The sequence below is a fragment of the Leyella stercorea genome, from assembly GCF_019052365.1.
Classification (GTDB): domain Bacteria; phylum Bacteroidota; class Bacteroidia; order Bacteroidales; family Bacteroidaceae; genus Prevotella.
This window is the reverse complement of record NZ_JAHQUY010000022.1, coordinates 30,297-42,804: the sequence shown is the minus strand read 5'-3', so window position 1 is coordinate 42,804 and position 12,508 is coordinate 30,297. Positions and strand designations below refer to the sequence as shown.

Genomic DNA, 12,508 nt, shown 5'->3' with positions numbered 1-12,508 from the left:
CTACGCCCTTGGCATAGGAAGGCCTAAGAAGGCTTAGTGAGGCTTAGTTTCTTAGTGAGGCTTAGCTTCTTAGTGGGGTTTAGCTTCTTAGTGAGGCTTAGCTCTCAATGCAAGCTTTAGAAGAACTTGATCTGCTCGCCCTTCAGCTCGCTGAGGAGCATGTTTGCGAGGCGTGATGTGCCGAGGCGGAACCACTTGTTGGTGAGCCACTTTTCGCCCAGAACCTCCTTGACGATGGTGTAGTAGGTGATGGCATCCATAACGGTATTGATGCCGCCAGCGGGCTTGAAACCTATCTGTATGCCCGTTTCATCGTAGTATTCCTTGATAGCCTGGCACATAACGTATGCAGCCTCCGGAGTAGCGGCAGGCTCCAACTTACCGGTAGAAGTCTTGATGTAGTCGGCACCAGCGTACATGGCGAGGATAGACGCCTTCTTGATGTTAGAAGCGGTCTTGATAGCGCCAGTCTCGAGGATAACCTTCATGGCTACGTCCTCGCCGCAAGCTGCCTTCTGCTCCGAAATCTCGTCGCAAACACCCTCATAGTCGCCCGAGAGGAACTTGCCAACCGGCATCACGATATCAATCTCTGTAGCGCCGTCAGCCACAGCGAGCGATGCTTCTGCCACCTTCACCTCGATACGAGCCTGAGAAGAAGGGAACGAGCCGCTAACGCAGGCAATCTCTACGCCGTCTACCTCCAAAGACTCTGCAACGGTCTTTGCGAAGCACGGATATACGCAGATGGTAGCCACGTGGGGCAGTTCGGGATACTCGTTGTCGAAGTCGTTCACGCGCTCTGTAAAGGCGAGTACGCTTGTCTCAGAGTCGGTGGTCTTGAGGGTAGTGAGCTCGATGCTGCCGAAGAGGAACTTTTTCACTTCCTCTGTGTCGTTCTGCGGCACCTTCTCAGCGATAATCTTGCGTACAGCCTCGCGAACAGCGTTGTCGTCGAGGTCGGTGTTGTACTTTGCGAGAGCCTCGTCGTACTTGCTCGGCTCCTGCTTATTTGCCTCCTGGTCGTGGAGGATAACGTCTTTAATGATTCCCATTGTTGTTAATATGTTTTGGTTTGTTGTTCTTTTCTAATTACTAAGCCTTTCTAAGCCTTGGGTAGAGGTTGTTTTATTGCTTTAGCTTGGGGTTGTTCTTGTGGCGATCCTTGTCGCGTTTGGTCTTTTTCTCGAAGCTCTTCTGCAGCGCATCCGTGAGGTCTACGCCAGTCTGATTAGCCAGGCAGATAAGAACCCACAAAATATCCGCCATTTCTTCGGACGGATCGTGCGATTCGCCCTCCTTGAAGCTCTGGTCGCCGTAGCGACGAGCCATGATGCGAGCCAGTTCGCCCACCTCTTCTGTGAGGCAAGCCATGTTGGTCAGTTCTGAGAAATAGCGCACGCCGTACTCCTTTATCCAACGGTCTACAGCCTCTTGTGCTTCTTTTATTGTCATATCGTTATATGTGATGTTATATCTCCAACGACTGTCCCATAAGCTTCATGTATAGTGAATATACAAGCAAAATGGCGAATGTCGCGATGAAACAAATACGGAATTCTTAATAGCCTATTCCTTGTTCTTCGTGTCCATGCAGATGGTTACTGGTCCGTCGTTCAAAAGCTCTACCTTCATGTCTGCTCCAAATTCGCCCGTTCCCACCTGCTTGCCGATTGCATCGCTCAGTTTGCGGCAGAATTCCTCGTAGAGCGGCACGGATATCTCGTGACGAGCCGCGCGGAACCATGATGGTCGGTTGCCCTTTTTGTATGAAGCGTAGAGCGTAAACTGGCTAACCACCAACGCCTCGCCCTCCACATCTACGAGCGAACGGTTCATTACGCCGTTCTCGTCGTCGAAGATGCGTAGTGCTGCCACCTTCTTCACGAGCCAGTCTACGTCCTCAGACGTGTCGGCTTCCTCCACGCCGAGTAGCAGAAGGAGTCCGTTACCGATAGATGATTTGATGTTGCCGTCAATGGTTACTGATGCGTGCTGCACGCGCTGTATTACTGTTCTCATTTCTTGTCTCTGATAGGGTAGTATTGTTATCGTTCGCAGGGCGTTTCCAGCTCTGCAAAACTATGAAATTATCTTCTACAAAGTTAATACAAATACTTGAAATCTGCAATTATTTATCGAAATGCTCTGCTATAAGCTTTGCTTTTGCTGCGCCAATCACTTCTGTAAGCTCCTCCACGCTTGCCTCACGTATGCGTTTCAGGCTCTTGAACGCCTTCAGAAGAGCGTCGCGTGTTGCCGGACCGATTCCCTTTATGTCGTCCAATTCGCTGTGCAGGGCGTGCTTCGATCGCTTGTCGCGGTGGAACTGTATAGCATAGCGGTGCACCTCGTCCTGTATCTGCGTCAGAACATGGAACAGTTCGGAGTTTGTCTTCAGCGCGATGGTCTGCGGCGGATTGCCGTAGAGCAGTTCGTTGGTGCGGTGGCGATTGTCCTTTGCGAGTCCGGCGATAGGGATATTAAGCCCTAATTCGCCCTCCACAACCTCTCTCACGACACTCATCTGTCCCAATCCACCGTCGGTAATAATCAGGTCGGGCAGGGCAGCGTTCTCCTCAATCATGCGCGAATAACGGCGTCTAACCACTTCCTGCATCGAAGCATAGTCGTCAGGTCCCACGACGGTCTTGATATTATACTTGCGATAGTCCTTCTTCGACGGTTTCATGCCCTTGAACACCACGCAGCCAGCCACTGCATCCGTACCCGATATGTTCGAGTTGTCGAAGCATTCTATATGATAAGGCAGTTTTTCGAGCTGCAGTTTCTGCTGCAATTCCTTCATAAGGCGCGTCTGCTTCTGTTCTGGATTGAGCTTTTCGGTCTGCTTCAAGCGATCGAACTTATACTGCTTGCAGTTCATCTCGCCCAACTCCAGCAGATGTTTCTTGTCGCCGCGTTGCGGCACGAAGAACTGCGCATCGTTCAGCGTCCACTCCATCTCGAACGGCACAATAATCTCCTTCGCCTTGCTCTTGAACCTCTCCCTGATCTCTGGAATCGCAGTAAGCAGCAACTCCTGGTCGGTTTCATCGAGCTTGCGCTTGTATTCGAACGTGAAACTCTGGTTTACGGCGCCATTCTTAACGTGTATATAGTTGATGAACGCCGTGCGGTTAGCCTCGTCGTCCACAATAGTGAACACATCCACGTCGGCGATGGTATGGCTCACAACTTCGCTCTTGGCGCAGAAACTCTCTATAAGCAGGTACTTCTGCTTCAGTTCTTCCGCCTCTTCAAACTTCAGTTCGGCGGCTTTCTGCTGCATCTGCTCGAAAACATGCTTAGAAAGCTCGCGTGTGTTTCCTTTCAGAATCTCGCGAGCCTGAGCGATAGACGCCTGATAGTCCTCCAACGACTGCTTTCCGCAGCACGGCGCCTTGCAGTTGTGAATGTGATACTCCAGGCACGGCTTGTACTTGCCCTGTTCGATGCCCTCCTTCGTGATTATCTGTCGGCATGTGCGCGGTTTGTAGAGTTTATGAATCAGTTCGAGCACGGCGAACATGCTGCCTGTGTGAGAGTAGGGACCGAAGAACGTGCCGAACCGCTTGTTCACCTGTCGCGTCTTGAACACACGCGGCAGATACTCGTTCGTGATGCAGATGCTCGGATACGTCTTGCCGTCCTTCAGCAGCACGTTGTAGCGTGGGTTGTACTTCTTTATAAGACTGTTTTCGAGGAGCAGGGCGTCCTCCTCCGTGTTCACCACCGTATAGCTTATGTCCTCAATCTTCGACACAAGCACCTTGGTCTTGAACCTGTCCACCTCTTTATGAAAATAGCTCGACACACGCTGCTTCAAGCGTTTCGCCTTGCCTACATATATGATGGTGTGTTCGGCATCGTAGAACTGGTAGCTGCCAGGTTTATCCGGCATGTTAAGCACGATGTTCTTCAACCGTTCGATGCGCTTTTCGTTTTCTTCCTTTGTCATATAACTTGCTTGAAACTAAGTGTTTTGCTTTGTTTTGTTTCACGTGGAACTTAAAAGGCTATGGCGCATGCCATAGCCTTTAGTAGTGTATTCTTGTATTGTTGGTGCAGCTCTCAGGGGGTGCACTTGTCTCAAGTGCACCAAACAAGTAGGAGTGCGCCAATCAAGTAGGGGCTCACATATTGCTTTGTTGGTGCAGCTGAGACAGCTGCACCCCCTTTAGAATGCTGTTTTGCTTGTTGGTGCAGCTCTCAGGGGGTGCACTTGTCTCAAGTGCACCAACCAAGTAGAAAGTGCACCAATCAATGGAGGTTTCTAATAGTTTGGTTGGTGCAGCTGAGACAGCTGCACCCCCCTTTAGAGTGCTGTTTTGCTTGTTGGCGCAGCTCTCAGAGAGTGCATCCCTTGGGTTTAAATCTTGATGAGCGATGTTATCTCGATGTCTTCGTCGAAACCTTCGCGACCATTGAGTCCTTCGTTAACGAGTTCGATGATGAAGTTGGCGTAAACCTTCTTCGGATGGAACTTCTTAACGAGGTTGCATGCAGCCTTCATGGTTCCGCCTGTGGCGAGGAGGTCGTCGTGCAGCAAAATAACGTCGTCTTCACCGATAGCATCCTTGTGAATCTCGATGGTGTCCTTGCCATACTCCTTAGCGTAGCTTTCCTGTACTGTGTCGCAAGGCAGCTTGCCCGGCTTGCGGCAGAGTACAACGCCAGCGCCGAGACGCAGGGCGAGAGCAGACGACATAACGAAGCCGCGCGACTCGATGCCTACGATTTTGGTGATGCCCTTGTCCTTGTACAGATCGTACATCTCGTCGCAGATTTCCTGCAGACACTCGTTGTTCTTGAATAGAGTAGTGACGTCACGGAAGTTAACTCCCTTCTTTGGCCAATCTGGTATGCAACGCAGATTGTCAAGCAATAGTTTGTTGTTCATTTTCAGATATTTAATTGTTGTTTGTTTATTCAATAGTTTCACGTGAAACGAAGCGACTCTTATCGTTTCATTAGCACCAAGAGCACGTTGATGTCGCTGGGCGAGACGCCGGGGATGCGCGATGCCTGTCCGAGTGTTTCGGGATTGATGCGAGTTAGCTTCTGTCTGCCTTCGGTAGAAATCTCGTGTAGCTCTGCGTAGTTGAAGTGACCCTTTATGTGTATGTCCTCCAGTCGGTGCATCTTCTCAGCCACGAGTCGTTCGCGTTCGATGTATCCCTTGTACTTTATCAGAATCTCCGCCGCTTCTACTATCTCCGCCTGTCGTGCGTCGTTGGTCTGCAGCGCCTCCTGTAGGGTAGGGATAGCCGAGGCAAGCTGCTCTAAGCTCAGTTGCGGTCGTGCTACAAGGTTCGATATAGTGGTGCCGAACTGCATCGGTGTTGTTCCGAAACGTTCGAGTGCATCGTTTATGTCGCGCGGTTTCACGTTCGTCTGATCGCAGTAGCGCACGATGCGCTCTATCTCCGTCTTCTTCTTCAGCCAGTGGTCGTAGCGTTCGCGCGAAGCTATGCCCAGATTGTACGCTTTCTCCGTAAGACGAGCGTCGGCGTTGTCCTGGCGCAGCAGAATGCGGTACTCGGCGCGCGAGGTGAACATACGGTACGGTTCGTCAACGCCCTTAGTGGTGAGGTCGTCGATGAGAACGCCGATATACGCCTCGTCGCGTTTCAGGACGAACGGGTCGGAGCCGCCGCAATAGAGCGCTGCGTTCACGCCCGCCATCAGTCCTTGTCCGCCCGCCTCCTCGTAGCCCGTCGTTCCGTTCACCTGTCCGGCGAAGAACAATCCGCTGACGATCTTCGATTCCAACGACGGCTTCAGTTGTGTAGGGTCGAAGTAGTCGTACTCTATGGCGTAGCCCGGTCGGTAGACGCGTATGTCGCGGAACGCCGGTATCTTCTTCAGCGCCTCGAGCTGCACCTCCATCGGCATCGACGACGAGAAACCATTAAGGTACATCTCGTTTGTGTCCTCGCCCTCCGGCTCCAGGAACAGCGGATGCTGGTTCTTGTCGGGGAAGGTCATGAGCTTCGTCTCGATTGACGGGCAGTAGCGCGGTCCGGTAGACTGTATCTGTCCGTTGTAGAGTGGGGAGTCGGCGATGGCTGCGCGCAGCGTGTCGTGCACCTCCTTATTGGTGTATGTCGTCCAGCAGGGCAACTGTTCGAGATGTCTTGGCGCCGTCATATAAGAGAATCCGTGATAGTCGGTCTCGCCCGGCTGCTCCTCCATATCCTCGAAGTGAACGGAGCGGCGGTCGATGCGCACCGGTGTGCCGGTCTTCATTCGTGCTGCTGTTATGCCGTGTCGAGTGATGCTCTCGGTGAAGTGGAGCACCGCAGGCTCTGCGCATCTGCCTCCTGGCACCTTACGCTTGCCCACGTGCATGAGTCCGTTGAGGAATGTTCCGGCTGTTATCACTACTGCCTTTGCTCTGAGCGTGACGCCCCACACCGTCTCTACGCCCACCGCCTCGCCGTTCTCTACGATCAGCTCGCAGGCTTCGTCCTGCCAGATGTCGAGGTTGTCGGTGTGGTCGAGTTGTGTGCGCCATTCCCAGATGAACTTGCCGCGGTCGCATTGCGCTCTCGGGCTCCATACTGCCGGTCCCTTTCCGCGGTTGAGCATGCGGAACTGTATTGATGTGGCGTCGGTGACGAGTCCCATCTTGCCGCCGAGTGCGTCAATCTCGCGCACTATCTGTCCTTTTGCTATTCCGCCGACGGCGGGGTTGCAGCTCATCTGCGCCAGTTTGTTCATGTCCATCGTCACGAGGCATGTCTTTGCGCCCATGCGTGCTGCGGCTGCTGCCGCCTCGCATCCGGCGTGTCCGCCTCCGATGACGATTACGTCGTATTTCAAAATCATATATTGTTGCGTTGTTTGCTGTTGTTTTTTGCTGTGGATGTTTCTGCTGTGGATATTCTCCCACGGATTTCACAGATCTACACAGATGTTGGTGCCTCTTAGGGGGTGCACTTGTCTCAAGTGCACCAACCGAGTAAGAAGTGCACCAACCGAGCGAATGTGCCTGTCTGCTTTGTTGGTGCAGCTGAGACAGCTGCACCCCCTATAGCAGCTCCACGGAACTCACTCTTGCTTAGGATGTAGTCCCACGGAATTCACGGAATTCACAGAATCTCTTGCTTGGGATGTAGTCCCACAGAATCGGATCTACACAGAATGTTAGAGCGTGTTTCTCCCCGAATTCAGAATTCGCAGAAGTTTTGTGTGCGCTTAGTCAGTAGCGGAGGTCTCCGGCCTCCGCCGCAGCAAGAGTGGGTTCTGTGAGCAGTTTCGCACCCTGCCTTTCTGTGAGTTCTGTGCAATCTGTGGGAGATGTTTTTCGTAGGCATAGCAAGCTGTCGTGATGAACTGTATGTCATGTTGCTATGGCTACGGCAGGAATGCCGTAGCCTCCTACGATTAGCACTGCCCGTATTAGTCGTTTGCTCGGTTGGTGGCGTGGGTATGACAGGGATGCCATACCTTCCTAATCTGTGAGCATCTGTGCCTATCTGTGGGCGGCACATCTCCGCCAGACGGTTCTGTGTGTTCCGCGTATTCTGTGGGAATACTCTCTCCGCTTGCTCGGTTGGTGCAGCTGAGACAGCTGCACCCCCTATAGCAGCTCCCACGGAACTCACTCTTGCTTAGGATGAGTCCCACGGATTTCACAGATCTACACAGATGTTGGTGCCTCTTAGGGGGTGCACTTGTCTCAAGTGCACCAACCGAGTAAGAAGTGCGCCAACCGATCTAATGTGCCTGTCTGCTTTGTTGGTGCAGCTGAGACTGCTGCACCCCCTGAGCTGCTCCCATGGAACTCACTCTTGCTTGGGATGTGGTCCCACAGATTTCACAGATCTACACAGATGTTGGTGCCTCTTAGGGGGTGCACTTGTCTCAAGTGCACCAACCGAACAATAAGTGCACCAACCGAACAATAAGCGCACCAACCGAGTAAGAAGTGCACCAACCGAGCGAACGTGCCTGTCTGCTTTGTTGGTGCAGCTGAGACAGCTGCACCCCCTGCTGGATACCGTTCGCCGCCCGATCGGATACCGTTCGCCGTCCGATCAGATTCCGTCCGCCGTCCGGTCGGATTCCGTCCGCCGCCCGATCGGATTCCGTCCGCTGTCCGACGACTTGGTGTGAGGAAGTAAACCGTGAAGATTGCGCTGCAATACACAGTGGGTTTACGCCGTGCATCCTTTTATGTTCGCAAAATTAAGAAATAAAATCGATTTTTGATGTGAAATAATTTGATTTATCATCAATTTTCAGTATTTTTGCAACTTGAAACGATGTGGCTCTACCTATTAAATAGTATACGCGCGAAGAGACACCCTAAAAAACTATACGCAGACCCCCTCCGAGCGCCCCACGACTACTAACGGAAAGCCCTCCGCAACGCCCCTTTGACGAACCATAAAATATCAATAATTTTATCATTTAATAATTTAAATTTCAAATCATTTATGTGGTTAATCAATTCATCAATCGGTAGAAAGGTAGTGATGGCCATCACCGGCGTCGCACTTGTTCTATTCCTGACATTCCACATGTCAATGAATGTTGTCGCTCTCTTCTCAGGAGAAGGTTACAACATGATTTGTGAGTTCCTTGGCGCCAACTGGTATGCCGTAGTAGCAACAATCGGTCTTGCAGCCCTCTGCGTTCTCCACTTCGTTTACGCCTTCTGGCTCACGATGCAGAACCGCGCAGCCCGTGGCAATTCTCGTTACGAGGTTACAGCAAAGCCTAAGAGCGTTGAGTGGGCATCGCAGAACATGCTCGTTCTGGGTATCATCGTAGTGCTCGGTCTGTTGCTCCACCTCTTCAACTTCTGGTACAACATGATGTTCGCAGAGCTTCTCGGTTTCGAGGGCATCCATGGTCCGGCAGACGGTTTCGAGTGGATCAAGGAGACCTTCCAGAACCCAGTATTCGTAGTGCTCTACATCGTATGGCTCGTAGCCCTCTGGTTCCACCTCTCACATGGTATCTGGAGCGCAATGCAGACATTCGGCTGGAACGGCAAGGTATGGTTCAACCGTTGGAAGGTGATCAGCCAGGTTTACTCAACCCTGCTCGTCCTCGGCTTCCTCGTAGTAGTAGTATTGTTCGCCCTTGGTTGCGCACCGAGCCTCTGCTGCTAATTCAAAATTCAAAAATCAAAATTCATAATTCATATTATGGCTAAGACAATTAATTCAAGAATCCCTGAAGGCCCAGTGGCCGAGAAGTGGACCAACTATAAAGCTCACCAGCGTCTGGTGAACCCCAAGAACAAACTCAAGCTCGACATCATCGTTGTAGGTACAGGTCTTGCAGGAGCTTCTGCAGCAGCCAGCCTCGGCGAGATGGGTTTCCGCGTTTTAAACTTCTGCATCCAGGACTCACCGCGTCGCGCTCACTCTATCGCCGCTCAGGGCGGTATCAACGCAGCTAAGAACTATCAGAACGACGGCGACTCAGTATACCGTCTGTTCTACGACACAGTGAAGGGCGGCGACTACCGTGCACGCGAGGCTAACGTATACCGTCTGGCAGAGGTGTCAAACGACATCATCGACCAGTGCGTAGCCCAGGGCGTACCATTCGCACGCGAGTACGGCGGCATGCTCGCCAACCGTTCGTTCGGTGGTGCTCAGGTGTCACGTACATTCTACGCTAAGGGTCAGACCGGCCAGCAGCTCCTCCTCGGTGCCTACTCAGCACTCTCTAAGCAGGTGAGCACGGGCCGCGTACAGCTCTACACACGCTACGAGATGGAAGACGTAGTAATCGTAGACGGCCGCGCACGCGGTATCATCGCTAAGAACCTCATTACCGGCAAGCTCGAGCGCTTCTCGGCTAACGCCGTAGTAATCGCTACCGGCGGTTACGGCAACGCATACTTCCTCTCTACAAACGCTATGGGTTGCAACTGTACAGCAGCCGTTCAGTGCTACCGTAAGGGCGCTTACTTCGCTAACCCTTGCTACGTACAGATCCACCCGACATGTATCCCCGTACACGGCGACAAGCAGTCGAAGCTCACACTTATGTCAGAGTCGCTGCGTAACGACGGCCGCATCTGGGTGCCGAAGAAGCTCGAAGACGCAAAGGCTCTCCAGGCAGGCACAAAGAAGGGCTCGGACATTCCGGAGGAAGACCGCGACTACTACTTGGAGCGTCGCTATCCGGCATTCGGCAACCTCGTTCCGCGTGACGTTGCTTCGCGCGCAGCCAAGGAGCGTTGCGACAAGGGCTTCGGCGTAAACAACACCGGCCTCGCCGTATTCCTCGACTTCTCTGAGTCAATCAACCGCCTCGGCATCGACGTGATCCGCCAGCGCTACGGCAACCTCTTCGACATGTACGAGGAGATCACCGACGTAAACCCGGGCGAGCTTGCAAACGAAATCAACGGCGTGAAGTACTACAACCCGATGATGATCTATCCGGCTATCCACTACACAATGGGCGGTATCTGGGTAGACTACGAGCTCCAGACCTCTATCACCGGTCTGTTCGCAATCGGCGAGTGCAACTTCTCTGACCACGGCGCTAACCGCCTCGGCGCATCAGCCCTCATGCAGGGTCTCGCAGACGGCTACTTCGTACTGCCGTACACCATCCAGAACTACCTCGCCGACCAGGCTATCTGGCCGCACCTCTCTGTAGACCTCCCCGAGTTCGCAGAGGCAGAAAAGGGCGTTCAGGCAGAAATCGACCGCCTCATGAACATCAAGGGCAAGCGCTCTGTAGACTCTATCCACAAGGAGCTCGGCCACATCCTCTGGGAGCACGTAGGCATGGGTCGTACAAAGGAGGGTCTCGAGGAAGGCATCAAGCTCATCAAGAAGCTCCGCAACGAGTTCAACACCAACCTCTTCATCCCAGGCAAGAAGGAAGGTCTGAACGTAGAGCTCGACAAGGCTATCCACCTCCGCGACTTCATCCTCATGGGTGAGCTCATCGCACACGACGCACTCTCACGCGAGGAGTCTTGCGGTGGTCACTTCCGCGAGGAGCACCAGACAGAAGAGGGCGAGGCAAAGCGCGACGACGAGCACTTCTTCTACGTAGGCTGCTGGGAGTACAAGGGCAACGACGAAACCGCTCCTGAACTCATCAAGGAACCGCTCGAATACGAGGCAATCAAGGTACAGACACGTAACTATAAGAACTAATAAAAATTATGGCAAACATATCATTCACACTGAAATATTGGCGTCAGAACGGTCCTCAGGACAAGGGCCACTTCGACACACGCGAGATGAAGGATATCCCTACGGATACCTCATTCCTTGAGATGCTCGACATCCTTAACGAGCAGCTCATCGAGGAAGGCAACGAGCCTTTCGTATTCGACCACGACTGCCGCGAGGGCATCTGCGGTATGTGCTCACTCTACATCAACGGTCACCCACACGGACCGAACCAGGGCGCTACCACATGCCAGCTCTACATGCGTAAGTTCAACGACGGCGACGTAATCACCGTTGAGCCGTGGCGCTCAGCAGCGTTCCCCGTAATCAAGGACTGCATGGTAGACCGCACAGCTTTCGACAAGATCATGCAGGCAGGTGGCTATGTAAGCGTTCGCACCGGTCAGCCGCAGGACGCTAACGCCATCCTCATCCCGAAGGAAGACGCTGACGAGGCAATGGACTGCGCTACATGTATCGGCTGCGGTTGCTGCGTAGCTGCATGTAAGAACGGCTCGGCAATGCTCTTCGTAAGCTCTAAGGTGAGCCAGCTCGCTCTCCTGCCGCAGGGCCGCCCGGAGGCTGCTAAGCGCGCAAAGGCAATGATCGCCAAGATGGAGGAGCTCGGCTTCGGCAACTGCACCAACACTCGCGCTTGCGAGGCTGAGTGCCCGAAGAACGAGTCTATCGCCAACATCGCTCGCCTCAACCGCGAGTTCATCAAGGCAAAGCTCGCTGATTAATTATAACTCGTTGATTAATACTATAAGCGGTACGGGGTGCTATGCAGCCCGCACCGCTTTCTTTTTATGAACAACGAATTTATGATGTTGTGTTTAACAACGGATTAAGCGGATTTTTGGTGCGTATATTTAACAACGGATTAATCGGATTAAACGGATTTTGGGTGCGTATGTTGAACAGCGGATTAAACGGATGTCGTTATCCGTAGCGGAGGTCTCCGGCCTCCGCCGCAAGCAACATCTGATTTTTGTAAGCAACAGAATCCGTTTAATCCGTTTAATCCGTTGTTAATATTACGCAGCCAACGAATCCGTTCAATCCGTTTAATCCGTTGTTAATTCATTCAATCAAAATCCGTTATTAATCCATTCAATCAAAATCCGTTATTAATCCATTCAATCAAAATCCGCTTTTAATCCATTCAAGCTGTAATATGGCTGGTAGATAGGCTGGTAGATAGGCTGGGAGATAACCCGCTCAGAGGAGAATCTGCCAGCCCTTATTCCGTTCATAATGTGCACGTTGCGCCGTTGCTGGGAGATATGGTAGATATTTTCGCCTACAGAAGTTTTGTAACAGAACATACTCTGTCTGCCCTT

The 12,508-nt window shown here is 52.5% G+C and carries 9 protein-coding genes; 3 read left to right on the top strand and 6 right to left on the bottom strand.

The annotated features are described in order from the left end of the window. Positions 1–116 precede the first annotated feature (116 nt). The 6 genes from deoC to mnmG form a co-directional block, all read right to left on the bottom strand. Positions 117–1,055: a deoxyribose-phosphate aldolase gene (gene deoC, locus KTQ90_RS05810; protein WP_022157671.1), complete on the bottom strand. Its 939-nt coding sequence runs from the start codon at positions 1,053–1,055 to the stop codon at positions 117–119. A 73-nt stretch (positions 1,056–1,128) separates the two neighbouring features. Then, positions 1,129–1,455 (bottom strand): nucleotide pyrophosphohydrolase, encoded by a 327-nt coding sequence (locus KTQ90_RS05805; RefSeq protein WP_217317563.1) that lies wholly within the window; start codon positions 1,453–1,455, stop codon positions 1,129–1,131. A 114-nt stretch (positions 1,456–1,569) separates the two neighbouring features. After that, positions 1,570–2,022: a D-aminoacyl-tRNA deacylase gene (gene dtd / locus KTQ90_RS05800; protein WP_217317562.1), complete on the bottom strand. Its 453-nt coding sequence runs from the start codon at positions 2,020–2,022 to the stop codon at positions 1,570–1,572. Between the two features lie 109 nt (positions 2,023–2,131). After that, positions 2,132–3,961, bottom strand: coding sequence for an excinuclease ABC subunit UvrC (gene uvrC, locus KTQ90_RS05795; protein WP_217317561.1), 1,830 nt, complete (start codon positions 3,959–3,961; stop codon positions 2,132–2,134). A gap of 411 nt (positions 3,962–4,372) precedes the next feature. Then, the gene (locus tag KTQ90_RS05790) at positions 4,373–4,903 is read right to left on the bottom strand and encodes an adenine phosphoribosyltransferase (RefSeq protein WP_217317560.1); all 531 of its coding nucleotides are present in this window, start codon (positions 4,901–4,903) and stop codon (positions 4,373–4,375) included. A gap of 59 nt (positions 4,904–4,962) precedes the next feature. Then, positions 4,963–6,834 carry a tRNA uridine-5-carboxymethylaminomethyl(34) synthesis enzyme MnmG gene (gene mnmG / locus KTQ90_RS05785; protein WP_217317559.1) on the bottom strand — a complete coding sequence of 624 codons (1,872 nt, stop codon included), beginning with the start codon at positions 6,832–6,834 and terminating at the stop codon, positions 4,963–4,965. A 1,613-nt stretch (positions 6,835–8,447) separates the two neighbouring features. On the opposite strand from mnmG, the gene KTQ90_RS05780 reads away from it, so the two are divergent. The 3 genes from KTQ90_RS05780 to KTQ90_RS05770 are packed head-to-tail and all read left to right on the top strand — an operon-like array spanning position 8,448 to position 11,908. Continuing rightward, positions 8,448–9,128, top strand: coding sequence for a succinate dehydrogenase/fumarate reductase cytochrome b subunit (locus KTQ90_RS05780; protein WP_217317558.1), 681 nt, complete (start codon positions 8,448–8,450; stop codon positions 9,126–9,128). 36 nt (positions 9,129–9,164) lie between these two features. Continuing rightward, positions 9,165–11,147 (top strand): fumarate reductase/succinate dehydrogenase flavoprotein subunit, encoded by a 1,983-nt coding sequence (locus KTQ90_RS05775; protein ID WP_022157665.1) that lies wholly within the window; start codon positions 9,165–9,167, stop codon positions 11,145–11,147. Between the two features lie 5 nt (positions 11,148–11,152). Further along, positions 11,153–11,908, top strand: coding sequence for a succinate dehydrogenase/fumarate reductase iron-sulfur subunit (locus KTQ90_RS05770; protein ID WP_118354848.1), 756 nt, complete (start codon positions 11,153–11,155; stop codon positions 11,906–11,908). The last annotated feature ends 600 nt before the right edge of the window (positions 11,909–12,508 follow it).